The 24499-nt window shown below is 69.5% G+C and carries 23 protein-coding genes; 15 read left to right on the top strand and 8 right to left on the bottom strand.

Annotated features, from left to right (window positions below; genetic code table 11):
* Positions 1-3 precede the first annotated feature (3 nt).
* The 6 genes from gdhA to E3T22_RS14705 all read right to left on the bottom strand — a co-directional run bounded on the left by gdhA (position 4) and on the right by E3T22_RS14705 (position 6334).
* Positions 4-1353 carry an NADP-specific glutamate dehydrogenase gene (gene gdhA / locus E3T22_RS14730; RefSeq protein ID WP_088454850.1) on the bottom strand — a complete coding sequence of 450 codons (1350 nt, stop codon included), beginning with the start codon at positions 1351-1353 and terminating at the stop codon, positions 4-6.
* A 127-nt stretch (positions 1354-1480) separates the two neighbouring features.
* Complete coding sequence (locus tag E3T22_RS14725; protein ID WP_241983694.1) at positions 1481-1912, bottom strand: NUDIX domain-containing protein; 432 nt, start codon at positions 1910-1912, stop codon at positions 1481-1483.
* Complete coding sequence (locus tag E3T22_RS14720) at positions 1909-2763, bottom strand: shikimate 5-dehydrogenase (RefSeq protein WP_088454851.1); 855 nt, start codon at positions 2761-2763, stop codon at positions 1909-1911. Before E3T22_RS14720 ends, E3T22_RS14725 begins: the two co-directional genes overlap by 4 nt.
* 72 nt (positions 2764-2835) lie before the next feature.
* Positions 2836-3045, bottom strand: a complete 210-nt coding sequence (locus tag E3T22_RS14715; protein WP_088454852.1) for a YbdD/YjiX family protein — start codon at positions 3043-3045, stop codon at positions 2836-2838.
* Between the two features lie 16 nt (positions 3046-3061).
* Entirely contained in the window at positions 3062-5344 is a 2283-nt protein-coding gene (locus E3T22_RS14710; protein ID WP_134479598.1) for a carbon starvation CstA family protein, read from the bottom strand.
* A gap of 144 nt (positions 5345-5488) precedes the next feature.
* The gene (locus E3T22_RS14705; RefSeq protein ID WP_088454854.1) at positions 5489-6334 is read right to left on the bottom strand and encodes a polysaccharide deacetylase family protein; all 846 of its coding nucleotides are present in this window, start codon (positions 6332-6334) and stop codon (positions 5489-5491) included.
* Positions 6335-6541: 207 nt separating this feature from the next.
* On the opposite strand from E3T22_RS14705, the gene E3T22_RS14700 reads away from it, so the two are divergent.
* A complete protein-coding gene (locus tag E3T22_RS14700; protein WP_088454855.1) occupies positions 6542-7927 on the top strand; it encodes a glycine--tRNA ligase in 1386 nt (461 codons plus the stop codon).
* A 138-nt stretch (positions 7928-8065) separates the two neighbouring features.
* Here the strand turns inward: E3T22_RS14700 and E3T22_RS14695 are convergent, their stop codons facing one another.
* Positions 8066-9463 carry a glutamyl-tRNA reductase gene (locus E3T22_RS14695; RefSeq protein ID WP_134479597.1) on the bottom strand — a complete coding sequence of 466 codons (1398 nt, stop codon included), beginning with the start codon at positions 9461-9463 and terminating at the stop codon, positions 8066-8068.
* Positions 9464-9536: 73 nt separating this feature from the next.
* On the opposite strand from E3T22_RS14695, the gene hemE reads away from it, so the two are divergent.
* The 14 genes from hemE to E3T22_RS19200 all read left to right on the top strand — a co-directional run bounded on the left by hemE (position 9537) and on the right by E3T22_RS19200 (position 23844).
* A complete protein-coding gene (gene hemE, locus E3T22_RS14690; protein ID WP_134479596.1) occupies positions 9537-10682 on the top strand; it encodes a uroporphyrinogen decarboxylase in 1146 nt (381 codons plus the stop codon).
* 54 nt (positions 10683-10736) lie between these two features.
* The gene (gene hemG, locus E3T22_RS14685) at positions 10737-12233 is read left to right on the top strand and encodes a protoporphyrinogen oxidase (RefSeq protein WP_088454858.1); all 1497 of its coding nucleotides are present in this window, start codon (positions 10737-10739) and stop codon (positions 12231-12233) included.
* 89 nt (positions 12234-12322) lie between these two features.
* A complete protein-coding gene (locus E3T22_RS14680) occupies positions 12323-12721 on the top strand; it encodes a hypothetical protein (RefSeq protein ID WP_088454859.1) in 399 nt (132 codons plus the stop codon).
* Between the two features lie 32 nt (positions 12722-12753).
* Positions 12754-13170: a phage holin family protein gene (locus E3T22_RS14675; RefSeq protein WP_165787928.1), complete on the top strand. Its 417-nt coding sequence runs from the start codon at positions 12754-12756 to the stop codon at positions 13168-13170.
* Positions 13160-13447 (top strand): DUF3618 domain-containing protein, encoded by a 288-nt coding sequence (locus tag E3T22_RS14670; protein ID WP_088454861.1) that lies wholly within the window; start codon positions 13160-13162, stop codon positions 13445-13447. The genes E3T22_RS14675 and E3T22_RS14670 overlap by 11 nt, the downstream gene beginning before the upstream one ends.
* A 93-nt stretch (positions 13448-13540) precedes the next feature.
* Positions 13541-14272, top strand: coding sequence for a hydrogen peroxide-dependent heme synthase (hemQ, locus tag E3T22_RS14665; RefSeq protein WP_088454862.1), 732 nt, complete (start codon positions 13541-13543; stop codon positions 14270-14272).
* Positions 14272-15366, top strand: a complete 1095-nt coding sequence (locus tag E3T22_RS14660) for a ferrochelatase (protein ID WP_088454863.1) — start codon at positions 14272-14274, stop codon at positions 15364-15366. The genes hemQ and E3T22_RS14660 overlap by 1 nt, the downstream gene beginning before the upstream one ends.
* Positions 15363-16316 carry a hydroxymethylbilane synthase gene (gene hemC / locus E3T22_RS14655; protein WP_134479595.1) on the top strand — a complete coding sequence of 318 codons (954 nt, stop codon included), beginning with the start codon at positions 15363-15365 and terminating at the stop codon, positions 16314-16316. Before E3T22_RS14660 ends, hemC begins: the two co-directional genes overlap by 4 nt.
* Before the next feature lie 5 nt (positions 16317-16321).
* Positions 16322-17098 carry a uroporphyrinogen-III synthase gene (locus E3T22_RS14650; protein WP_240632325.1) on the top strand — a complete coding sequence of 259 codons (777 nt, stop codon included), beginning with the start codon at positions 16322-16324 and terminating at the stop codon, positions 17096-17098.
* Positions 17099-17150: 52 nt separating this feature from the next.
* Positions 17151-17795, top strand: a complete 645-nt coding sequence (locus tag E3T22_RS14645; protein ID WP_088454866.1) for a TetR/AcrR family transcriptional regulator — start codon at positions 17151-17153, stop codon at positions 17793-17795.
* 98 nt (positions 17796-17893) lie between these two features.
* Entirely contained in the window at positions 17894-20422 is a 2529-nt protein-coding gene (locus tag E3T22_RS14640; RefSeq protein WP_088454867.1) for an MMPL family transporter, read from the top strand.
* 154 nt (positions 20423-20576) lie between these two features.
* A complete protein-coding gene (gene hemB / locus E3T22_RS14635) occupies positions 20577-21560 on the top strand; it encodes a porphobilinogen synthase (protein WP_370028290.1) in 984 nt (327 codons plus the stop codon).
* Positions 21557-22888: a glutamate-1-semialdehyde 2,1-aminomutase gene (gene hemL, locus E3T22_RS14630; protein WP_088454869.1), complete on the top strand. Its 1332-nt coding sequence runs from the start codon at positions 21557-21559 to the stop codon at positions 22886-22888. The genes hemB and hemL overlap by 4 nt, the downstream gene beginning before the upstream one ends.
* A 176-nt stretch (positions 22889-23064) precedes the next feature.
* Positions 23065-23844, top strand: a complete 780-nt coding sequence (locus E3T22_RS19200) for a hypothetical protein (RefSeq protein ID WP_174776207.1) — start codon at positions 23065-23067, stop codon at positions 23842-23844.
* A gap of 20 nt (positions 23845-23864) precedes the next feature.
* On the opposite strand, the gene E3T22_RS14620 is transcribed toward E3T22_RS19200, so the two are convergent.
* A complete protein-coding gene (locus tag E3T22_RS14620) occupies positions 23865-24446 on the bottom strand; it encodes a helix-turn-helix domain-containing protein (RefSeq protein WP_088454870.1) in 582 nt (193 codons plus the stop codon).
* Positions 24447-24499 lie beyond the last annotated feature (53 nt).

The raw sequence follows: 24499 nt of genomic DNA, 5'->3' as shown, positions 1-24499 counted from the left end.
CGCCTAGATGACGCCCAGCGCGAGCATCGCGTCGGCGACCCTGGTGAAGCCGGCGATGTTCGCCCCGGCCACGTAACTTCCCGGTGTCCCGTACTCGTCAGCGGTTTCCAGGCACCGATCGTGGATGCCGCGCATGATCTCGGCGAGACGGTCCTCGGTGTGCTCGAAGGTCCACGAGTCGCGCGACGCGTTCTGCTGCATCTCCAGCGCGCTGGTGGCCACCCCGCCCGCGTTGACGGCCTTCGCGGGAGCGAACAACACGTTGGCCTCCGCCAACAACCGGGCGGCGTTCGGGGTGGTCGGCATGTTCGCGCCCTCGGCGACGATCTGGCAGCCGTTGCGGATCAGCGCCGCGGCGCCGTCGGCGTCGAGTTCGTTCTGGGTCGCGCACGGCAGCGCGATGTCGCACGGAACATCCCAAATCGACCCGCCGGCGACGTGCGTGACGCTTCCCGGGCGCAGGGTCGCGTACTCGGCGATCCGTCCCCGGCGCTCACCCTTGACCTCCTTGAGCAGGGCGAGGTCGATCCCGGACGGGTCGACGACGTAACCGCCGGAGTCCGAGCAGGCGATCACGGTGCCGCCGAGCTGGTGCACCTTCTCGATCGCGTAGATCGCGACGTTGCCCGAGCCGGACACGACGACGCGCTTGCCGTCGAAGCCCTGGCCGGCGGCTGTGAGCATTTCGTCGACGAAGAACACGGTGCCGTAGCCGGTCGCTTCGGTGCGCACCTGGGAGCCGCCCCAGCTCAGTCCCTTGCCGGTCATCGTGCCTGACTCGTAGCGGTTGGTGATGCGCTTGTACTGGCCGAACATGTAGCCGATCTCACGCCCGCCGACGCCGATGTCACCGGCCGGGACATCCGTGTACTCGCCCAGGTGCCGATACAGCTCGGTCATGAACGACTGGCAGAAACGCATCACTTCGGCGTCTGAGCGGCCCTTCGGATCAAAGTCTGACCCGCCTTTTCCGCCGCCGATGGGCAGCCCGGTGAGGGAGTTCTTGAAGATCTGCTCGAAGCCCAGGAATTTCACGATGCCGAGGTTGACGCTCGGGTGGAAGCGCAGGCCGCCCTTGTACGGCCCGAGGGCGGAGTTGAACTCCACCCGGAACCCGCGATTCACCTCGATCTTGCCCGAATCCGTCACCCACGGCACCCGGAAGATGATCTGGCGTTCGGGTTCGCACAGGCGTCGGATCACGGCCGAGTCGGCGTATTGCGGATGCTTGGTCACCACCGGTCCGAGACTCTCCAGAACCTCCCGCACCGCCTGGTGGAATTCGGCTTCGCCCGGGTTCCGGTCGAGGACCTCCTCGAAAATTGGAACCAACTGCCTGTCGAGCACCGACATAGATCTCCTTAGTGCATGGGGGAGCCGAAGGCAGCTCGGCGGCTGCGTGATGGGTTCGGCCTTTCCACCGTACCGGCTCCACCCGGCAGGGGCATTCGGGGTGCCCGTTGCCCGCGCAGCGCGACGCTCAGTCGATCAGGTCGGCGGCGTGCAAGCGGCGCAGCACCTCGACACCGGCCGGCGGGCACCGCTGTTGGTCGGCCGAGGTGGCCCAGTGCACGGCGCTGACCTCGGCGCTGGCCGCGGGTTCATCGGTGGTCTGAGCCCCGAAGACGCTCATCCGCACCAGCCGGCCGTCGGGTTCGCCGTGTGCCTGGATCAGCACGGTGAACAGGAGGTCGAGTTCGGCAGGGTCCAGGCGCACGGTGACCTCTTCCCAGGCTTCCCTGGCGGCCGCATCCGCCTCGCCCTCGCCGGGGTCGATCTTGCCGCCGGGCATGAACCAGACGTCCCGCCCGCGGGCGGTGACCATGAGCACCCGGCGGTCACGGATGAGTGCGACGGCGGCGACCAGGATGTCGGGGTGCGCGCCGGCGGGCGCGGCCGGAGCGTCGCTCACGCGCGGGCGAAGGCCGAGGCGTCCCGCACCTGCTCGGGGGTCGGCCGCACGCCGGTGTAGCGCTCGAACTGTTCGGCGGCCTGCAGGGCGATGACCTCCGCGCCGGTGATGACGGACTTGCCGGCCGCCCGCGCCGCGAGGATCAGCGGCGTCTCAGCGGGCAGCGCCACGACGTCGAAGACGGTGTCGGCTGCGGCGACGGCCGCGGCAGTGAAGGCGGACTCGGTGGCCTGCGCGCCGCCGGCCATGCCGATCGGGGTGACGTTCACCAGCAGCGGCGCTGTCGCGGTGCCGGGCTCGGCCAGCCAGCTGTAGCCGAGCTCGTCGGCCAGGGCCCGGCCGCGGCTCTCGTTGCGGGCCACGATGGTGCCCGCGGCGAAGCCGGTGTCGCGGAGGGCCGCACCGACGGCCTTGGCCATGCCGCCGGAGCCGCGCAGCAGGAACGGGGTGGCCGGGTCGAGGTTGTTGGCTCTGAGCAGGTCGGCCGCGGCGATGTAGTCGGTGTTGTACGCCCGCAGGTAGCCGTCGTCGTTGACGATGGTGTTCACCGACTGGATGGCCGTGGCCGAGGCGTCGAGTTCGTCCACGAGAGCGATGACATCCTCCTTGAACGGCATCGACACCGAGCAGCCGCGGATGCCGAGCGCCCGCACCCCGGCGATGGCGCCGGCCAGGTCGGTCGAGGTGAACGCCTTGTAGACGAAGTCCAGCCCGAACTGCTCGTAAAGGTAGTTGTGGAACCGGGTGCCGAAGTTGCTCGGCCGCGCGGCCAGCGAGATGCAGAGCCGGGTGTCCTTGTTGAGCGGGGGCTTGGTCGGAGTCGTCAGTGGGGGCTTCGTTGTGTCAGTCATCGCCTCCAATGCTACGGCCCGCCCGGATTTCCACCCGGGCGGGACGCAGTACTGACGAGGAAGGGACGCTGCTCAGCAGCACCGGCCCTGGGGGTTGGTGTCCTGACGGTCGGTCTGGTCGCGCCAGAACTCCCGTTCGGTCAGCACCGGTGCCGAGGCATCCGTGCCGTGCACCGACTCGTGGTGCGCGCGGTACTTGTCGTAGGCATCCTCACCCATGACCCCTCTGACGTACCAGGCGAGCCCGGCCGCGGCCGAGCGCACCGCGGTGGCGACGCGCATCAGTGCTGGCCTGACATCAGTGCTCGCGCGCCTTGCGCTTGCCGGTCTTCGGGAGGGCGTCCCAGAGGGCCTGGTTGGCCTTCTCGGCCGGCGTGGCCATGATGCCCGCCGGCGCGAAGATCCGCGACGGCACGGCCGGGTCCTCGCTGGTCGAACTGGAGTGGGTCTTCCACGCGTTCCAGGTGGCCTGCAGCGCGGTGAAGATCACGACCACGGCGAGGGTGACGAAGACTATCGAGAGGATGCCCTGCACCATGGTGTTGCGCACCACGGCCTCCATCGCCTCAACCGAGGTGGCCGTGCCGAAGCTCGTCTCCCCGGCGGCCAGGGCATTGGAGAACGCGGCGTTCTGGGCGAAGTAGCCCACCGACGGCACGGTCGAGAAGATCTTCAGGATCGAGGCAGTGATGGTCACGACGGCCGCGAAGCCGAGTGGCAGCGCCACGATCCAGATGTACTTGAACAGTCCGCGCTTGGCCACGATGGCCATACACACGGCGAGGGCGATCGCAGCCAGCAGCTGGTTGGCGATACCGAACAGCGGGAACAGCGTGTTGATGCCGCCGAGCGGGTCGGTGACGCCCATCACGAGCACCGCGCCCCAGGCTGCGACCATGATGCCGGTGCAGATCCAGGCGCCGGTGCGCCAGCTGGTGTCCTTGAACTTCGGGAAGATGTTGCCCAGGCTGTCCTGCAGCATGAACCGCGCGACGCGGGTGCCGGCATCCACTGCCGTGAGGATGAACAGCGCCTCGAACATGATCGCGAAGTGATACCAGAACGCCATCATGCCGCTGCCGCCGGCGACCTGCTGCATGATGTTGGCCAGCCCCACCGACAGGGTCGGGGCGCCACCGGTGCGGGACACGATCGATTCCTCGCCGACGTTGATCGCGGTCTGGGTGAGGAGCTCAGGGGTGACGCTCACGCCGGTCAGGCCCAGGCCGTTCACGAACGCGGCCGCGCCCTGCACGGTGCCGCCGGTGAGGGCGGGTGACGCGTTCATGGCGTAGTAGATGCCCTGGTCGATCGACAGCGCGGCCACGAGGGCCATGATCGCCACGAAGGACTCCATCAGCATGCCGCCGTACCCGATGAACCGGCTCTGGCGTTCCTTCTCGATCAGCTTGGGCGTGGTGCCGGAGGCGATCAGCGCGTGGAATCCGCTCAACGCACCGCAGGCGATGGTGACGAAGAGGAACGGGAAGAGGGTGCCGCTGACGACAGGGCCGGCGCCGCTGGAGGCGAACTCGGTGACCGCGGGAACCAGGATCTCGGGCCGCACGATGATGATCGCGATGGCGAGCATGCCGATGGTGCCGATCTTCATGAAGGTGGAGAGGTAGTCGCGCGGGGCCAGCAGCAGCCAGACCGGCAGGATGGCGGCGATGAAACCGTAGACGATGATGCCGATCGCCAGCGGCACCTTGTCGATGGTGAAGAGGGCCGCGCCCCACGTGGTTTCGCTGATCGCGCCACCGCCGACGATCGCGGCGATGAGCAGCACGAAGCCGATGATCGAGATCTCGGTGACCTTGCCCGGGCGCAGGAAGCGCAGGTAGCAGCCCATGAACAGGGCGATCGGGATGGTCATGCCTACCGAGAAGACGCCCCAGGCGCTCTCGGCGAGGGCGTTGACCACGACGAGGGCGAGGATGGCCACGATGATGACCATGATCGTGAGCGTGGCGAGCAGGGCGGCGGTGCCACCGACCCGGCCGAGCTCGTCGCGGGCCATCTGGCCCAGCGACCGGCCGCCACGGCGCATCGAGAAGAACAGCACCAGGTAGTCCTGCACCGCACCGGCGAACACCACCCCGACGATGATCCAGATCGTGCCGGGCAGGTAACCCATCTGCGCGGCGAGAACCGGGCCCACCAGGGGGCCGGCGCCTGCGATGGCGGCGAAGTGGTGGCCGAAGAGCACCCGGCGGTCGGTGGCGGCGTAGTCCTTGCCGTCGGCCTTGTACTCGGCGGGGGTCGCCCGCCGGTCATCCGGGTGAAGCAGGTGCTTCTGGATGTAGTTGGAGTAGAACCGGTACCCGATCAGGTACGTGCAGATGGCGGCGAAGACGAACCAGATGGCGTTCACGGTCTCGCCGCGGACGACCGCCAGCATCACCCAGCTCAGCCCGCCGAGCAGCGCGATGGCCAGCCAGATCGCGATCTTCACCGGGGTCCAGTGGGCCTCCTCGGCCTCGTGGATTCTGGGATCCAGGGCCACCGGCGGAAGGGCCGGGTCCTGGGTCAGGTCTGGATCGTCGGTTGCGCCTTGCGGAATGCTGGACGTCGCGCCCATCGGTACTCCTCTTTGAGGTACACGGTCTATGAAAACACAGAGAAACTCACAGCATTTTGCCGGGTAACTCGGTAACGGTAACACTCGTCGCGCTCGGCAACGGTGCCATTGGTCCCCCTGGTGACGTGTCGTGAGGTGCGAATGTCACGGATGAGCCGCGCTGGTGAACACATCGTTGAGGGTGACGGTGGTCAGCCCGCGGTCGTGCAGCAGCGCGCGTAACTGCGGGAAAACGTTGGTGACCGGTTCGAAGTTGAGGTGCCCGATCACGATGTGTTGAGGCAGGAACCAGGTGGTCGCGAAATCCACCACCTGTTGTTCGGTGAGGAGCCCCGAGTCCGCCAGCGACCCGTACCAGGTGGTCGGGACCGTGTAACCCAGCGCGGCGGCCAGGGCATCCACCCGATCGTCGTGCACGCCGTACGGCGGCCGGAAATAGGGCCGGGCGTCGACGCCGTAGGTGTCGCTGAGGAAGTCGTGGTTGCGCTGGAGTTCGGTGGTGACGTCGGCGTCACTGAGGGTGCTGAGGTCGGGGTGTGACCAGGTGTGGTTGCCCAGCTGGATCTGGCCGGTCTGCACGAGCGGCCGGAGCCGGTCGGCGTTGTCGGTCCAGGCGTCGTAACAGCCGGTGACGAAGAAGGTGAGCCTGGTGCCCGTCTCGGCGGCGAAGCGGATGTACCGGGCCAGCACCTCGCTGCTGGAGCCGTCGTCGACGGTCCAGGCCAGCAGGGTGCCCTCGCCGGGCAGGTCGGACAGGGTGCCGGGCGGCACCGGAACCCGCACCAGACCGGGCGCGGGCTGGGCGACGGGCACGGGCGGCGGTACCGCGCCGGGCAACGGCCGGGGGAGCGGGCTGGGAGTCGGTGGCGTCGTCGTTGCCGGGACGCTCGGGCGCGGGGCGGCTGCGAGGGTCGCGCAGCCGGCAAGGGTGAGGGAAAGGCCAAGCGAGGCCAGCACGGTGCGCCGGGTGAGGGCGGGGTCCTGCCGCACGGCGGTCCTCCCCCCGGAGCCGGTCGTTGGAGCCGATGGAAAGCCAGAACAAGCCGGGCGTGAGTCGAACGAGTCGAAGATATCGCCGCTGCCGGCCGCTGACAACGCCCGTAATCGGGGGCCGTGCCCGCATCGCTAAAATGGACGAATCCGTACCCGGGCCTCTGCCCGGTATTTTGACCATCCTTTTGGACCATTGGAGCCACCGTGGCCGCACTTTCCCGTCTTGATTCCGTCATCGCCCTCGCCCGCCACCGCGGCTTCGTCTTCCAGGCCGGTGAGATCTACGGCGGCAGCCGGTCGGCCTGGGACTACGGGCCCCTCGGTGTGGAGCTGAAGGAGAACATCAAGAAGCAGTGGTGGCGGTTCATGGTCACCAGCCGCGACGACGTCGTGGGCCTGGACTCCTCGGTCATCCTGCCGCGCAAGGTCTGGGAGGCCTCCGGCCACGTCGAGGTCTTCTCCGACCCGCTGGTGGAGTGCACCAGCTGCCACAAGCGCTTCCGCGAGGACCACCTGGTGGAGGAGTTCGAGGAGAAGAAGGGCCGCGCCCCCGAGGGCGGCATCGACGGCATCGCCTGCCCCAACTGCGGCAACCGGCACACCTGGACCGAGCCGCGCGCATTCTCGGGCCTGCTCAAGACCTTCCTCGGCCCGGTCGACGACGAGGCCGGCATGCACTATCTGCGCCCGGAGACCGCGCAGGGCATCTTCGTGAACTTCGCCAACGTGCTCCAGGCGGCGCGCATGAAGCCCCCGTTCGGCATCGGCCAGATCGGCAAGAGCTTCCGCAACGAGATCACCCCCGGAAACTTCATCTTCCGCACCCGCGAGTTCGAGCAGATGGAGATGGAGTTCTTCGTCGAGCCCGGCAGTGACGAGGAATGGCACCAGTACTGGATCGACCAGCGGATGAGCTGGTACACGGGTCTGGGCATCAACATCGAGAACCTCCGCCTGTTCGAGCACCCCGCGGAGAAGCTCTCGCACTACTCCAAGCGCACCGTCGACATCGAGTACCGCTTCGGCTTCTCCGGCAGCGAGTTCGGTGAACTCGAGGGTGTCGCCAACCGCACCGACTTCGACCTCAAGACGCACTCGGAGGCGTCGGGCAAGGACCTCTCCTACTTCGACCAGACCAAGAACGAACGCTGGGTCCCCTATGTGATCGAGCCCGCTGCCGGCCTGACCCGCTCGCTGATGGCGTTCCTGGTGGATGCGTACCACGAGGAAGAAGTGCCCAACGCGAAGGGCGGCGTCGACAAGCGCACCGTGCTCAAGCTCGACCCGCGCCTGGCCCCGATCAAGGCCGCCGTGCTGCCGTTGAGTCGCAACGAGGCCCTCTCACCGATGGCCCGCTCGCTGGCCGCGCGCCTGCGCGAATCGTGGAACGTGGACTTCGACGACGCCGGCGCCATCGGCCGTCGTTACCGCCGCCAGGACGAGATCGGCACGCCGTACTGCATCACGGTGGACTTCGACTCGCTCGAGGACCAGGCCGTCACCGTGCGTGACCGCGACACCATGGCGCAGGAGCGGGTGCCCCTGGCCGAGCTCGACGCCTACCTGGCCGTGCGCCTGCGCGGAGCGTAACCCGCCCCATCCGGCGCCTGACCCGCTTGAGCGTTTCGCGGGTCGGGCGCCGCTGTGCGCGTGGCACGCCACCCGCAGAGCGGCGCCGCACCCGCATAACTCCGGATGCTGCGCCTCCGGGCTACCGTGACGGCCGGGTCAGGACGCGGCGTCGGAGACGCCGGCCGCGCCGGGCAGCCCGACGGGCGCCGCCGCGGTCTCCGGCAGGGTCACCTCGATGCCGAACAGGGCGTCGAGCCCGCCGAGGAACGCTTCCTGATCGCCGGCGCGGGCCAGCTCGCGGGAACGCACCATGGGCGTGTGCAACAACACCCCGGCGAGGTGCCGCAGGGCGGATTCGGTCTGCTCGCTGGTGTCACCGCGCCGCCTGGCCCGCTCGATCTCCCCGTCGAGGATGTCGAAGACGTGCGAACGCAGCGCCACGACGGCGGGCGCCAGGCTCTGCTCCTCGGCCACGGCCGAGAACTTCCTGGCGGCGCGGCCCACCAGCTCTCGCGCCTCGCTGGTGGCGTTGAGCTGTTCGAGCGGGGCGTGGATGCGGATGGTCTCGAGGTCGAGCAGCTCCACCCCGGGCACGTCGCTGACGTCGGGGTCGACGTTTCGCGGCAGGCCGAGGTCGATGACCAGCTGGCGGGCCGCCTCGGCCTCGGAACCGACGGGACAGGAGCGCACGGGACCGGCCTCGGCAACCGGCGCACCGACACCGGCGTGCGTCGCGGCGAGGAGCGCCCGGCCGGCGGTGAGGATGCCCGCATCGATGACGTGGTGATCGACGGTGGTGCAGGTGAGGATCAGGTCGGCCAGGGCGGTCTCGGCGGCCAGGGAATCGGCATCCGTCGACACGGCCGAGATGTCGTGTGCCACGGCGAACTTCTCGGCCCGGCCCGACGACGAGTAGACCCGCACGTCGCTGACGCCGAGTTCACGGAGGGCCGCCAGCGAGGCGCCGGCGTACCGGCCGGTGCCCACGAGCAGCACCCGGGTGTGTGCCCAGTCGGTGACCCGGCTCTCGGCCAGTTCAAGCGCCAGACGCACCAGGGAGCGGCCGGCGGCGCCGATGCCGGTGTGGTTCTTCACGCCGCGGGAGGTCTGCGAGGCGCGCTGGAACAGGCGCTCCAGCTCGGGGCTGGTGGTGCCGGCGGCGCGGGCCTCCTCGAGGGAGCGCCGCACCTGGCCGGCGATCTCGCCCTCGCCGACGACCACGGACTCGAGTCCGCTGGTCACGGCGAAGAGATGCTCGGCTACGCCGTTTCCGTGCACAAGGTCAAGGGTGTCGCGCAGCAGCGCGGCGCTCACGCCGGTGCTCTCGCTCACGGCGTCGATCGCGGCGTAGACCGCGGGAAGCGGGGAGACCCCGAACGGTTCGTCGAGGTCGAGGTAGGCCTCGAAGCGGTTGCAGGTGGCCACGACCACGGCCCCGCTGAGGGCATCGTGCCCCGTGAGCATCCCGCCCGCTGCCGAGTCGGCGCCCACAGACAGCTTTTCGAGCACGTCAAAGCTGGAGTTCTTGTGGTTCGCGGACAAACAAATCAACACCGCTTGATTCTACGGTGTGTGCAACAACACCTCGAATCGTTCCCCCGGCCGATGTAGAGGACAATCGAGAGTGATGAACCTCGCGACGACACACCCACTTTCTTCCGGCCTCACCGCAGACTCCCGGCTCGTGCGGGCATACCAGGGCACCCGTCCGGACGTGACTCCGGTCTGGTTCATGCGCCAGGCCGGCCGCTCGCTGCCCGAGTACCGCGAGCTGCGGGTGGGCACCCGGATGCTCGACGCCTGCCTGGACCCCGCCATGGCCAGCGAGATCACCCTGCAGCCGATCCGCCGGCACGGTGTCGACGCGGGCATCCTGTTCAGCGACATCGTGGTGCCCCTCAAGCTCGTGGGCGTGGACGTGGAGATCGTGGCCGGTAAGGGCCCGGTGCTCGCCAAGGCCGTGCGCACCGCGGCGGATGTCGACAGTCTCACCGCGCTCGACCCCGCCGTGCTCGACACGGCATTGGCCCCGATCAGGGAGGCCGTCGCGCTCACTGTCGCTGCGCTGGGCTCGACCCCGCTGATCGGTTTCGCCGGGGCGCCGTTCACCCTCGCCGCGTACATCGTCGAGGGTGGACCGTCCAAGGACCACATCCACGCCCGCACGCTCATGCACTCGGATCCGGACGCGTGGGCCCGGCTGATGGCCTGGACCGCCGAGGTCACCGGCCGGTTCCTCCGCGCCCAGGTGCTCGCCGGCGCCAGCGCTGCGCAGCTGTTCGACTCCTGGGCCGGCGCCCTCTCGCTCAACGACTACACCCGCTTCGTCGCCCCGGCGTCCACCGCCGCGATCGCGCACGTGCGCGACCTCACCTACACGGAACCCGCCGCCGACGCGGCCGCCGATCCGGAGTCGATCCGGCGCAACGTACCCGTCGTGCACTTCGGCGTCGGCACCGGCGAATTGCTCAAGGCCATGCACGGCATCGGCGCCGACGTCGTCGGGGTGGACTACAGGGTGCCGCTGGATGAGGCCAGCCGGCGCCTCGGCGGTGTCGTGCCGGTGCAGGGCAACATCGACCCCGCCCTGCTGAACGCGCCCTGGCCGGTGCTGGAAGCACACGTTCTCGACGTGCTCGAGCGCGGCCGCACGGCGCCGTCCCACGTGCTCAACCTGGGCCACGGTGTGCCGCCGGAGACGAACCCCGACGTGCTCACCCGGCTCGTGGAGTTCGTGCACAGCACGTCGTCGAGTACCTCCAGCGCGTCCTAGAACACCGCTCACTCGAGCACGTGCCGGCGGTAGCCGCCGGCGGAAAGCAAGGTCATGAAGGACGTTCTGGTCATCGGCGGAGGTGTCGCCGGTCTGGTGGCCGCCCGCGAGTGCGCCCACCTCGGGCTCAGCGTTGTCGTGCTGGAGACCGCAGACGCGCCGGGCGGAGCCGTGGCCGGCCACGAGGTCGCCGGCCTCCGGCTCGATGCCGGTGCGGAGAGCTTCGCCGTGCGCGGCAACACCGTGGCGGCCTTCATCGCCGACCTCGGCCTCACCGCCGAGATCATCGAACCGAACCCGGCCGGGGCCTGGCTGCACCTGCCGCCGCACCGGCCCGGCGGAGCCCCGATGTCGGTGCCGCTGCCCAAGGCCGGCGTGCTCGGCATTCCGGGCTCACCGCTGGCCGAGGACGTGCGCCGCGCGATCGGCTGGTCCGGCGCCCTGCGCGCCTACGCCGACAGGCTGATGCCGGTGCTCAAGATCGGCCGTGAGCAGAGCCTCGGTGAGCTCGTCGGCAAACGGATGGGCACCAAGGTGCTCGAACGCCTGGTCAACCCGGTCGCCGGCGGCGTCTACGCCACCGCGGCCGCCGACCTCGAGGTCGACGTCGTGGCCCCTGGCCTCAACCGCGCCCTCACCACGGCCGGGTCGCTCTCCGGCGCCGTCACGGCTCTCCGCACCGCCGCACCGGCCGGTTCCGCCGTCCGCGGGCTGAACGGCGGCATGCACCGCCTCGTCGCCGCCCTCGTCACCGATCTCGACACCTACGACGTCGAGATCCGCACGAGCACCGCCGCGACCGGCCTCACGCCCGTTGACACCGAAGAAACCGGCGCCGACGGCACCGTGACGACCACCCGCACGTGGGCCGTCCGGCTTGCCCCGACGGCGGATGCCGAGGCCGCGGCCGACGCCGAGCCGGGCACCCTCGAAGCCCGGCAGGTCATCCTCGCCGTGCCGGCGGCAGCCGCCCTGGCCCTGCTGGCCCCGCTTGGCGCCGAATTCGCTGCTCTCGCCGCCCTGGACTGGCCGGAACCGGCCGCCGTGGAGCTCGCCACACTGGTGCTCGACGCCCCGGTGCTGGACGCGCATCCGCGCGGCACCGGCGCGCTCGTGGCGGAGGGGACCCCTGGCGTCACCGCCAAGGCGATCACCCACGTCACCGCCAAGTGGGCCTGGGTGGATGCCCTCACGCCGCCCGGCCGGCACATTGTGCGGCTCTCCTACGGACGCGCCGGCGCCCCGGTGCCGACCCTCGGCCTCAGCGACGACCAGCTGCAGCAGCTCGCCGTGCAGGACGCCGCCGCGATCCTCGGGGTGGACCTCGCCAACAGTCAGGTGGCCGGTTTCGCCCGCACGCTGTGGGCCGACGGCCTCTCGCCGGCCACGATCGGCGCGCCCGAACGCATCCGCCGGGTGCGGGAGGTCGTCGAGACCACGCCCGGCCTCGACGTGACCGGTGGCTGGCTCTCCGGCACCGGCCTGGCCTCGGTGATACCCGACGCCCTCGCGGCGGGTATCCGGGTCAGGCGGGCAGTGCTAGACCTCTGATCAGGAGTCTTTTAGGTGCCGTACACATGTGCCTCCCCGGGCTGGGGGGCTACGCTGGCAACTCATGAACGTATAGGAATGGAGTCACAATGCGGGGAAAGCTTCTTTTCATCACGGGTGGCCTCGTGGGCTATGTGCTGGGTGCACGCGCCGGACGTCAGCGCTACGACCAGATCGCGTCGGCCGCCTCGGACCTGTGGAACCGGCCGCCCGTGCAGAGGCGCGTGAACGAGGTCAAGGACTTCGCCCTCGAGCGTGTCGGCGACGTTCCCGGCGCACTCTACGAAGCGGGCAAGAAGGTCGCTTCTGCAGTGTCGAACAAGACCGACAAGACCAAGGGCGCCCCGGCCACCGGCACGTCCGGCGCCGCCACCGCGGCCACGAAGGCCGCCGCATCCGCCACGAAATCGGCCAAGGCGGCGGCGGATTCTGCCACCTCCGCGGCTGATTCCGCGAAGGCCGCCGACGACACCTCGGCCGCGCAGTAATCTCACAGACGACAGTCCAAGGAAGGATGCCAGTGAGCAACAGCGGGTACAACCCCAAGAGCAAGCAGTCACTGTTCACGCTCCTCAGCGAGCTTCCCGGTCAGATCGTTGATCTGGTCAAGGCCGAGATCGACGCCTTCAAGGCCGACATCTCCGGCAAGGCCAAGAACGTCGGCATCGGCCTGGGCCTGTTCATCGGTGCCGCGGTGTTCGGCTTCTTCGCGATCATCGTGTTCATCGCCCTGGCCGTGATCGCTCTCGACCTCGTGCTGCCGCTTTGGCTGGCCGCCCTCATCGTGGCCGTCGCGCTGCTCCTGATCGCGGTGATCCTGGCCCTGATCGGGCTCAACCGGGTCAAAAAGGGCACCCGCCACGACCCGGATGGCGTGACCGCGAGCATCCAGAAGGACGTCGACGCATTCAAGGGAGTTGGCGAGTATGAGCACTGACAAGAGCCCGGAGACCACGCCGGAACACCGAAGCACCGCCGAGTTGCGCTCCGAAGCCGACCGGGCGCGTGCCGCGCTCGCCGGCACGCTGGACGCCATCGAGTACAAGCTCAATGTGCCCAAGCAGATCAAGATCAATACCCGGCGCTTCACCCTCGGGTTGCACAGGCTCGGCGATGACAACCCTCTCGCCCTGGCCGGCGTCGCCCTGGGTGCTGCCGCGGCAGCGGGAACAATCGTGTGGTGGGGCGTGAAAACGGTCCTCGACCGCCGCTGAGCGCGCGGGTGGGCGGGTCTACTTTTGGCTCTCCGGGCAAAGCGGTGGAGACTAGTACACATGACTCACCCGGCTGCCGGAGAGGCAGTAGACATGACCACGCCCACCCCCGCTACACACACCTCATCAGAGGCTGAACCCACCGAGGCCTCGCCCTCCGGATTCACCCTCTTCACGGTGCTGCGCAAGGACCCGGCCAACCCCGACGACCTCGACGGTCGCGACGTGCCGCGGTTCGTCGACGAACTCGACGACATCATCGCCCTGGTCGAGGCCGAGGGCGTGACCCTGCGCGGGATCTACGACGTCTCCGGCCTCCGCGCCGATGCCGACGCGATGCTCTGGACCCATGCTGATGAGGCTCAGACCTTGCAGTGGGCCAACCGGGAGCTGCGCCGCAGCCGCCTGCTCAAGAGCCTGCTGCCCACCTGGAACGCCATGGGTGTGCACCGCGACGCCGAGTTCAACAAGAGCCACGTGCCCGGCTTCCTGCGCGGCGTCGAGCCCAAGGCCTGGCTCACCGTCTACCCCTTCGTGCGCAGCTTCGAGTGGTATCTGCTGCCCGAGGCCGAGCGCAGCAAGATGCTCGCTGACCACGGCCGCAAGGGTGCCGCGTTCCGCGGCGCCATCGCCAACACAGTGTCGTCGTTCGCGCTGGGCGACTACGAGTGGCTGCTGCCGATCGAGTCCGACGAGCTCACCGAGCTTGTCGACCTGATGCGGGAGCTCCGCGCCACGGAGGCCCGTCGTCATGTGCGCGAGGAGGTGCCGTTCTACACCGGACGGCGCATCTCGACCGCCGAGCTTGTGGAGGTCCTGCAGTAATGACGAACTACGACGCCATCCTGCTCGCCGGCTTCGGCGGACCAGAGGGCCAGGACGACGTGATCCCGTTCCTGCGCAACGTCACCCGTGGCCGCGGCATCCCGGAGGAACGCCTCGAAGAGGTCGCGGTGCACTACCGCCACTTCGGCGGCATCAGCCCGATCAACCAGCAGAACCGCGTGCTGCGCGCCGCCCTGCAGGCCGAACTGGACCGTCGCGGCATCAACCTGCCGGTGATCTGGGGCAACCGCAACTGGGCGCCCTACCTGCCGGACACCATCGCCGAGGCGCACGCCAACGGCCAGGACCGCCTGCTCGCCATCGCCACCAGCGCGTACAGCTCCTACTCCGGCTGCCGCCAGTACCGGGAGGACTTCGCCCAGGCGCTGGACACCACCGGACTGACCGGCACCGTGCAGATCGACAAGATCCGCCAGTTCTTCGACCACCCCGGCTTCGTCACCCCGTTCATCACCGGTGTGCGCCAGGGCCTGGCTGACGTCGAAGCCGCGAACCCCGGCATCAACCTCAGCACCGAGGTCGAGGTGCTGTTCAGCACCCACTCGATCCCGTCCACGGATGCCGCCAAGAGCGGGCCCGCCGAGCGCGGCTTCGGGGAGGGTGGCGCATACGCCGCCCAGCACCTGGCCGTCGCCGACGTGGTCATGCAGGGCCTCGAGTCCCCGTGGCAGCTGGTCTACCAGTCCCGCAGCGGCCCGCCCAGCATGCCGTGGCTCGAGCCCGACATCAACGACGCCATCGCGCTGCTGCCGGCGCGCGGCATCCGCGCCGTCGTCATCGTGCCACTCGGCTTCGTCAGCGACCACATGGAGGTCATGTGGGACCTCGACAACGAGGCCACCGAAACGGCGAAGGAACACGGCCTGTTCTCGGTGCGGGTGCCCACCCCCGGCGCTGACCCGGTCTACGTGAGCGGCTTGATCGACCTCGTCGAGGAACGTCTCAACGACGTGCCCGTTGAGGGCCGTCCAGCCCTGACCGACCTCGGCCCCTGGTACGACATCTGCCGGCCGGGCTGCTGCGAGAACGTGCGCCTCGGTTTCAAGCCGGCCGTCGCCGGTGTAGCGCCGTGAGCACCATCCGCGTCGGCACCCGGGGCAGCGCCCTGGCCATGGCCCAGACCACGGCCGTCGCCAACCGCATCCAGGCCGCGACCGGTGGCGAGGTGGAGATCATCCCGATCACCACGCACGGCGACGTGTCCCGTGAATCGCTCTCCAGCCTGGGCGGCACCGGCGTCTTCGCCAGCGCCCTTCGCGAGGCCCTGCTGAACGACGAGTGCGACGTTGTCGTGCACTCGTTCAAGGACCTGCCCACCGAGGAGTACCCGGGCCTCGTCATCGGCGCCACGCCCAAGCGCGCTGATGCCAGGGACGTACTCTGCGCCAGGGACGGCTACACCCTGGCCACCCTGCCCGAGGGTGCCACGGTCGGTACCGGGTCTCCGCGCCGAGCCGCGCAGCTGCGCGCCCAGCGTCCAGACCTGGAGGTCGTCGACATCCGCGGCAACGTCGGCACCCGGCTCGCGCTCGTCGCCGACGAGAAGCTGCACGCCGTGGTGCTCGCCGCGGCGGGGCTGGGCCGCCTGGGCCTGCTGGAGAACATGGCCACCGACTACCTGGAACTCTCCGACTGGCCCACCGCGCCGGGGCAGGGCGCCCTCGCCATCGAGGTGCGCCAGGGTAAGCCGGACCGCCTGCTCACCAAGGCTCTCGCCGTGCTCAACCACGCCACCACCCAGGCCACAGTGACGGCCGAGCGCCACGTGCTCGCCCGGCTCGAGGCCGGCTGCGCGGCCCCGATCGGGGCCACCGCTGTGCTCGACGACGGCCTGCTGTTCCTCACCGCCACCGTGTACAGCCCGGATGGCACCCGCCGGATCACCGCATCGCACGCGGCGACCCCCGAGTCGCACTCCGCTGTCGACCTGCAGGATGCCGCCCTCGACGTCGCCGAGCGCGCCGCCCGAGAGCTCCTCGCCGGCGGGGCCGCCGAGATCGCCCCGCTGTCGGTGACCCTGTGAGCGCCGTGCGGCACAATCCGGACAAGCCGTTGGCCGGCTGGCGGGTCCTCGTGCCCCGCGGCGGGCCCTGGGGTGACCAGGTGGCCGCGAACCTGCGCTCGCGCGGCGCCATGCCGATCGTCGCTCCGATGATCAACTTCGCGCCCACCGACGACGCCGCGTCCCTCGACACGGCCCTGGCCAAACTCGCCGCCGGCGACTTCGACTGGATGACCGTCACCAGCGCCACCACCGTCGATGTGCTCTCCTCCCACCGGGCCGTCGTGGCGCCGGGCACCCGCATCGCCGCGGTCGGCGAGACCACCGCCGCCGCGCTCGTGGCCGCGGGCTATCACGTCGACATCGTCCCGTCCGAGGACAACTCGGCCAAGGGCCTGCTCGCCGACTGGGAAGCCGCCACCCACGGCGTCATCCCGCTTCGCATCCTCACCCTGCGGTCCGAGATCGCCAAACCGCTGCTCACCGAGGGCCTGCGCCGCATCGGTCACGAGGTCGAGTCCGTCGTGGCCTACCGCACCGTCGGGGTGCCGGTCTCCGACCGGGTCGTCGCCGACATCAAGGCAGGACGGGTGCACGCGGTCCTGGTCACCAGCGGGAGCGTCGCGCAGCAGGTGCAGGATCAGCTCGGCCCGATTCCCCGGACCACCCTGGTCGCTTGTATCGGCCCGCGCACGGCGAAGGATGCGGCGGCCATCGGTCTGCGCGTGGACGTGATCGCCGACGAGCGCAGCGCCGAGTCCCTCATCGAGGCTCTCGTGGGTCTCGCTCCCCGGGACCTGTAGAACAGCTGGGAGTGCATTGCACTTTGTGCGTCGTTGCACTTAGTGTAAGTATGTGATTCCGCCCCTCATCGCCCCCGATCGGCGTGCCGACATCAAGGCACGGCATCGTCGGGCGATCCTGGATGCCGCCGACGCGCTGATCCGCGAACGGGGCAAGCCTCAATTCAGTGTCAACGAACTCGCCGACCGTGCCGACGTCTCCCGGCGCACGGTATTCAATCACTTCACCTCGCTCGACGACGTGATCATGACGACCTGCACCCGGTTGCTCGGCGTCACCGTCGACGACTTCCGGGCGGCAACGCGGGCGACGCCCGCGGGCGATGGCAGTCGAGTGGCTCTCTTCGACGAGATCACCACGGCCCTTCGTGCCGTCGACCTGCCCACCGTGGTCGCCTACCTCTGGGGCGTCCTCGCCGCGGATGGCGAGAACGGCCGCTCCCAGCACGCTCTCACCGACGTCTTCACCCGCGCCACCGAGCAGCTCTCCGCCGAGATCGCCGATCGCAGCACCGCCATCGACGCGTTCGAGGTGGCGATCCTGGTCAGCACGGTGATGAACGGCGTCGCGGTCGTGTCGGTGCACTGGATCGCCACGACGGGCGCCACGCTCGACGAGTCCTCCCGGACGGTGTGGGACGACCTGCTCAACCGCCTCATCGCCACCATCCGAATGGGCTACTCGGCGTCCAGCTGACCCACACCCTCCTCGAACTTCTGTACCCACTCTCTTCCCGATGACGCGATGCGAGTTCCCCTCCCGTCACTAGGCAAACACGAAAGAACCTGAGGATTATGGCATCCCTTCTCTACCGACTCGGTCGGTTCTCCGCCCATCGGGCCTGGCTGGTCATCGTCGCGTGGGTGGTCATTCTCGGCCTCGCCGGCGGCGCCTTCGCCCTCTTCGGTGGCACTCTCACCTCGGCGGTGAGCATCCCCGGCACCGCCACCCAGAAGGTGAGCGACGAGCTCGCCGAGAAGTTCCCCGCCGCCAGCGGTGGTCGGGGCTCCGTCGTCTTCACCACCACCGACGACACGGCGTTCACGGCCGAGCAGAAAACGGCGATCGGCGAGCTGCTCGCCGACACCGTCGAGCTCGACAACGTGACGTCGAGTACCAACCCCTTCGACACGCAGGCGCAGATCGACGGCCAGGCGCAGCAGATCATCGACGGCCGCCAGCAGATCGTCGACGGAACGACCCAGATCGATGCCGGGCAGGCGCAGATCGACGCGGCCACCGCCCAGCTCGCTGCCGGTCAGGCACAGCTCGACGTCGCCCGCAGCCAGGCGGAGGCGGCCGGACAACTCGCCGCCGCCCAGCCGGCGCTGGATGAGCAGCAGGGCCAGCTTGACGCCGGCGCGGCGGCCATCGCCGAGCAGCAGGCCACTCTCGACGCGGGCCGCACCGCCCTGGAGACGCAGAGCACCACCCTGGAACAGGGCTCCGACCTGCTCGACCTGGCCGCGGGCATCCGCCAGGTATCGGACGATGAGACGACCGCGGTCGCGAGTCTGCAGTTCGACACGTCGCTCAACCAGGTTCCCGCCGAGTCGAAGGAGGCGGTTGTCGAAGAGATGGAGAACGCCCAGATCGACGGCGTCGTCGCCGAGGTGTCCAACGAGATCGCCGCCAGCATTCCCGAGATCCTCGGCCCGGGCGAGATCGGCGGCGTGATCATCGCGGCCGTCGTGCTGTTCGTCATGCTCGGCACACTGATCGGTGCGGGTCTTCCGCTGGTGAACGCGCTCATCGGCGTCGGTGTCGGCGTGCTCGCGTCGCTCGCCCTGTCCGGCAGCGTCGAGATGCTCTCCGTCACCCCGGTCCTGGGCGTCATGCTCGGGCTCGCGGTCGGCATCGACTACTCGCTCTTCATCCTCAACCGGCATCGCACCCAGTTGCGCAGAGGGGTAGAGCTGCAGGAGTCGATCGGACTGGCGAACGGCACCTCCGGCAACGCCGTGGTGTTCGCCGGCGCCACCGTGCTCATCGCCCTGCTCGCCCTCAACCTCACCGGCATCCCGTTCCTGGGCCTGATGGGCACCGTCGGCGCCGTCTGTGTCTTCGTGGCGATCCTCGTCGCGATCACCCTGACGCCGGCGCTGCTGGGCCTGGTCGGCGAGAAGATCCTCACCAAGAAGGCACGCGCGCACATCGGCACCCCCTCCGCCAAGGTCTCGGCGCCGATCAAGCCGATGAACACCCTGCGCGCCGTCGTGACCGTGATCGCGGGCATCGCCGTGCTGCTGATCGTGGCAATCCCCGCGCTGTCCATGCGCCTGGGGCTCCCCGCCGGCTCGTCCGAGCCGCTGGACTCGAGTGCGTACCGGGCCTACAAGCTCGTCGACGACAAGTTCGGCGCCGGCGTCAACGGCCCGCTGCTCGTGGTCGCCGACCTCGAGACGGCCATCACCGACGACGAGCTCATCGCCGAACAGGTGCGCATCGGAACCGCGCTGAAGGCGGAGAACGACGTCGTCGCGGTCGCACCGATCGGTGCGTCGGACGACGACCTGCTGCTCGCCTTCCAGGTCATCCCCGCGGATGGGCCGAACAGCGAGTCCACCGAGCAGCTGGTGCGCGACCTGCGAGGCCTCGACATCGACGGGGTCAGTTCCCTCGGCGTCGCCGGCAACGCATCCGGCAACATCGACGTCAGCGAGAAACTCGCCGACGCTCTGCCGCTGTACCTGCTCGTGGTCGTCGGACTCTCGTTGATCATCCTGATCTTCGTGTTCCGCTCGATCCTGGTGCCGATCACCGCGACCCTCGGCTTCGTATTGTCGTTGTTCGCCTCGTTCGGCGCGATCACGGCGGTCTTCCAGTGGGGCTGGCTCGGAGCGCTGTTCGGCATCCATGACCCGGGGCCCATCCTGAGCTTCCTGCCCATCCTGGTTGTCGGCGTGCTGTTCGGCCTGGCGATGGACTACCAGCTGTTCCTGGTCAGCGGCATGCGCGAAGCGTACGCCCACGGCGCACCGGCCCGGATGGCCGTGCAGCGCGGTTTCCACGCCGGCCGCACGGTGGTCATCGCCGCGGCGCTGATCATGGCCTCGGTCTTCTCCGGTTTCGTGTTCTCGAACTCGGTGATGATCCAGTCGATCGGCTTCGGGCTCGCCATCGGCGTGCTCCTGGACGCCTTCGTGGTGCGGTTGCTCATCATCCCGGCCGTGATGCACCTGCTGGGTGACGCGGCCTGGTGGCTGCCGAAGTGGCTGGACCGCATCCTGCCCAACGTCGACGTGGAAGGCGCATCGCTCGAGCGCACGCACCCGGTGCACCCGGCGGATGAGCCCGAGCTCGTCACCACCCCGCGCGTCTAAGCACGCACCCCGCTCGGCCCACGGCGCGGCTCGATCCCTCACGGATCGGGCCGCGCCGTTTCCGCACCCTGCTGGCCACGCCCCTTGGCCACACTCCCTGGCCCGCCCTCCCCAGGCCCGCGCACTCAGGCTGGAGGCCTAGGCTGGTCGGGTGATAAACCCCGTCATCCGCCCGCGACGACTGCGCAGCACCCCCGCACTCCGCCGCCTGGCCAGCGAAACCCGTGTCCACCCCGCCGAGCTCGTTCTGCCGCTCTTCGTGCGTGAGGGCAACGAGTCCACCCCGATCTCGTCGATGCCGGGCATCGTGCAGCACAGCGTCGACGGCGCCCGCCGCGCCGTGGCCGAGGCCGCCGCGGCCGGCATCGGGGGAGTGATGCTCTTCGGAGTCCCCGCCGTGCGCGATGCCACCGGCACCGGCGCCACCGATCCAGACGGCATCCTCAACGTCGCCACCCGCGCCGTGGTCGCCGAGGTGGGCGATGCCCTGGTGGTGCAGACCGACCTGTGCCTGGACGAATTCACCGACCACGGCCACTGCGGTGTGCTCGCCGCCGACGGTTCCGTCGACAACGACGCCACGCTGCTGCGCTACAACGACATGGCGCTGGCGCAGGCCGAGGCCGGCTCGGCGCTGCTGGGCCTGTCCGGCATGATGGACGGCCAGGTTGCCTCCGTGCGCGCCACCCTCGACACCGCCGGCTACGCCGACACCGCCGTGCTGGCCTACTCGGCCAAGTACGCCTCCGCCTACTACGGCCCGTTCCGCGAGGCCGTGCAGTCCACCCTCGTCGGCGACCGCCGGACCTATCAGCTCGACCCCGCCAACCGCCGCGAGGGCGTGCGCGAGGCCCGCATCGACATCGATGAGGGCGCCGACGTCGTCATGGTCAAGCCAGCAGGCAGCTACCTCGACGTGCTCGCCGAGGTCGCCGCGATGAGCGAGGTCCCGGTCTGGGCGTACCAGGTCTCCGGCGAATACGCCATGATCGAGGCCGCCGCCGCGCAGGGTTGGATCGACCGCCGCCGTGCCATCGAGGAGTCGGTGCTCAGCATCCGCCGGGCCGGCGCCGACGCCATTCTCACCTACTGGGCAGTCGAACTCGCCGCCTGGCTCACCGAAACGGATGCCCGATGACGCACACCACCCACAACGACGAACTCTTCGCCCGCGCCCAGCTCTCCATCCCGGGCGGTGTCAACTCGCCGGTGCGCGCCTTCCGCTCGGTCGGCGGCACCCCGCTGTTCCTGGTGAAGGCGGCCGGCGCCTACGTCACCGACTCCGACGGCCGGGAGTATGTCGACCTGGTCAGCTCCTGGGGTCCGGCGATCCTCGGACACGCGCATCCCGCCGTCGTCGGCGCCGTGCAGGAGGCCGCCGCACTCGGGCTCTCCTTCGGGGCCTCCACCCCTGGCGAGACCGTGCTGGCCGAGCTGATCAAGAGCCGGGTCGGCGCGATCGAGAAGCTGCGCCTGGTCTCCACCGGAACCGAGGCCACCATGACGGCCATCCGCCTGGCCCGCGGCTTCACCCAGCGTGACCTGCTGATCAAGTTCGCCGGCCACTACCACGGCCACTCCGACGGTCTGCTGGCCGAGGCCGGCTCCGGCCTGGCCACCCTCGCGCTGCCCGGCTCGGCCGGCGTCACCGCGGCCACCGCGGCGCAGACCCTGGTGCTGCCGTACAACGACCTGGGCGCCGTGCGCGCCGCGTTCGAGGCGTACCCCGGTCAGATCGCCGCGGTGATCACCGAGGCCGCCGCCGCGAACATGGGCGTCGTCGCCCCGGATGCCGGCTTCAACGCGGCCCTCTGCGACCTCGCCCACGAATACGGCGCGCTGCTCATCGTCGACGAGGTCCTCACCGGCTTCAGGGTGCACCCGGGCGGCTACTGGGCGTTGCAGGCCGAGGACGGCGAGAGCTACACGCCGGACCTGTTCACCTACGGCAAGGTCATCGGCGGCGGCCTGCCGGTCGCCGCGCTCGGTGGCCGGGCCGACGTGATGGATTTCCTCGCCCCGGCCGGGCCGGTTTACCAGGCCGGAACGCTCTCGGGCAACCCGGTGGCCGTGGCCGCCGGCATCGCCACCCTCACCGCGGCCGACGGCCACGTGTACGAGCGACTGAACGAGACCGCCCAGCTGCTCTCCGAGGCCGTCTCCGGTGCGCTCTTCGCCGAGGGAGTCGCGCACAGCGTTCAGCACGCGGGTAACCTGTTCAGCTTCGTCTTCGGTCAGGAAGCCGCGATCACGCCGCCGCGCAGCTACGCCGAGGTGCAGCGCCAAGAAACCTACCGGTACGGGCCGTTCTTCCACTCCATGCTCGAAAGCGGCATCTCCCTGCCGCCGTCGGTGTTCGAGGCCTGGTTCGTCTCCGCCGCGCACGACGGCGACTCGATCGGCAAGATTCTCGAGGCACTGCCGGCCGCGGCCAAGGCGGCCGCCGAGGCGCGTCCGGCAGCCTGAATCGGGAGCCACCCGCTGACTGTTGCCGAATCGGACAATTGCGCCCGGCGCACCGGGCGCAATTGTCCGCACGGGCAACAGATGCGGCTCGTCTAGGGGCACTCCAGCGCGGCGGCGTTACGTCTTTGTGAGGTAGCGACAGGAGGTTTTCCAACCGGACCCGGCAGACTGGGGGAATGGCTTCCTTGCGCGTACATCCCGATCGGCTGGAGATTCACCTGACGGCCGCGGAAAAGACGCTGGCGTTCCGCCGAGAAGACGTGGTGATCCAGCGTGAGAACATCCGATCGGTGACGATCACGGATGATCCGTGGATTTGGGTGCGCGGCATCCGCGCCCCTGGCGCCCTCGTGCCGCTGGTCCTGGCCGTCGGTGTGTGGAAGTTCCACGGCGGCAAGGACTTCCTGGCCATCAAGCGCCGGCGCCAGGCCGTCGTGATCGACCTGATCGGCGACGACTTCGCCCGGGTGATCCTGTCGACCAACCACGCACCCGACCTCATCGCCTCGCTCAAGCTCGAGGCCACCGACGCGCGGGACGTGCCGGAGCTCGACGAGCCGGCCAAGCCGGTCAAGCCGGTCAAACGGGTGCGAACCCCCAAGGCCGTCAAGCCCGTCGAGACGAGTCATCCCGTGGACGCTGCTGCGCCGGTGAAGCCGGCCCGGCGGGCCAGGCCCGGCAAGGCCGTCGGAACCGTCGAACCGGCCGAGACCGCCGAGACGATTGAGCCGGCCGCTCCGGTCAAGCCCGCCCGACGGGTCGGGACAGCCAAGCCCGTCACGGTCGTCGAACCGGCCGAAGTGGTCGAGGCCGCCGAACCCGCCGTTGCGGTCAAGCCCAAGCGCACGTCTCGCGCCAAGGTGGCCCCTGTCGCCGAGAGCGACGTTGAGGTGACCGCTGAGCCGGCCGCCGAGCCGGTAGATGAGCCGGTCGAGTCGCCGGAGGCCACCGCCTAGGTCGCCCGGGTCGAGAGGGGTCAGCGAATGGTGCTGGCCCGCACGTGGATCCGTTCGCCCGTCTGGCCGAACAGGCTCAGGATCTCCGTAGGCTCCGGCCCCGCGCTGCCGAAGGCGTGCGGCACCCGAGTGTCGAACTCCGCGACCTCGCCCACGCCGAGGATCATGTCGTGGTCGCCCAGCATCAGGCGCAGGCGACCGCTCAGCACGTAGAACCAGTCGAATCCCTCGTGGCGGCGCTGCTCGAGTTGCTCGTCGCCGGTGCGCCCGGGGATGGTCACCTTGAACGCCTGCAGGCCGCCGGCGGTGCGGCTCAGCGGCACGAAGGTGCGGCCGTGGCGGGTGAACGGGCGTTGATCCAGCCGCGGGTCGTCGGTGGCGGGAGTGTGCACCAGGTCGTCGATGGTCACGTCATGGGCGCTCGAGAGAGCGAGCAGCAGTTCCAGGGTGGGCTTGCGCTGCCCTGACTCCAGGCGGGAGAGGGTGCTCTCGGAGATTCCGGTGGTCGCGGAGAGCTGGGCCTGGGTGCGGCCGCTCTGCAGGCGCAGCTCACGCAGCCGGGCACCCACGGTTTGGGCCACGGATGGCGGGTCAGAGGTCATCCCCCCATCGTGCCACTACTCGCGAAAGCGGTCTTGTGGCTGCCACAGCCGGC

The organism is Cryobacterium sp. TMB3-10 (genome assembly GCF_004402305.1).
Lineage (GTDB): Bacteria > Actinomycetota > Actinomycetes > Actinomycetales > Microbacteriaceae > Cryobacterium > Cryobacterium zongtaii.
The sequence above is the reverse complement of the archived record's forward strand: the minus strand, read 5'-3'. Positions and strand labels throughout refer to the sequence as shown.

Excerpts from the sequence above, each read along its gene's own strand:
- gdhA (WP_088454850.1), bottom strand. The coding sequence starts at position 1,353 with ATGTCGGTGCTCGACAGGCAGTTGGTTCCAATTTTCGAGGAGGTCCTC.
- E3T22_RS14720 (WP_088454851.1), bottom strand. The coding sequence starts at position 2,763 with ATGACTGACACAACGAAGCCCCCACTGACGACTCCGACCAAGCCCCCG.
- E3T22_RS14715 (WP_088454852.1), bottom strand. The coding sequence starts at position 3,045 with ATGCGCGTCGCCACCGCGGTGCGCTCGGCCGCGGCCGGGCTCGCCTGG.
- E3T22_RS14710 (WP_134479598.1), bottom strand. The coding sequence starts at position 5,344 with ATGGGCGCGACGTCCAGCATTCCGCAAGGCGCAACCGACGATCCAGAC.
- hemE (WP_134479596.1), top strand. The coding sequence starts at position 9,537 with ATGAACCTCGCGACGACACACCCACTTTCTTCCGGCCTCACCGCAGAC.
- hemG (WP_088454858.1), top strand. The coding sequence starts at position 10,737 with ATGAAGGACGTTCTGGTCATCGGCGGAGGTGTCGCCGGTCTGGTGGCC.
- E3T22_RS14680 (WP_088454859.1), top strand. The coding sequence starts at position 12,323 with ATGCGGGGAAAGCTTCTTTTCATCACGGGTGGCCTCGTGGGCTATGTG.
- E3T22_RS14670 (WP_088454861.1), top strand. The coding sequence starts at position 13,160 with ATGAGCACTGACAAGAGCCCGGAGACCACGCCGGAACACCGAAGCACC.
- hemQ (WP_088454862.1), top strand. The coding sequence starts at position 13,541 with ATGACCACGCCCACCCCCGCTACACACACCTCATCAGAGGCTGAACCC.
- E3T22_RS14660 (WP_088454863.1), top strand. The coding sequence starts at position 14,272 with ATGACGAACTACGACGCCATCCTGCTCGCCGGCTTCGGCGGACCAGAG.
- E3T22_RS14640 (WP_088454867.1), top strand. The coding sequence starts at position 17,894 with ATGGCATCCCTTCTCTACCGACTCGGTCGGTTCTCCGCCCATCGGGCC.
- hemL (WP_088454869.1), top strand. The coding sequence starts at position 21,557 with ATGACGCACACCACCCACAACGACGAACTCTTCGCCCGCGCCCAGCTC.
- E3T22_RS19200 (WP_174776207.1), top strand. The coding sequence starts at position 23,065 with ATGGCTTCCTTGCGCGTACATCCCGATCGGCTGGAGATTCACCTGACG.
- E3T22_RS14620 (WP_088454870.1), bottom strand. The coding sequence starts at position 24,446 with ATGACCTCTGACCCGCCATCCGTGGCCCAAACCGTGGGTGCCCGGCTG.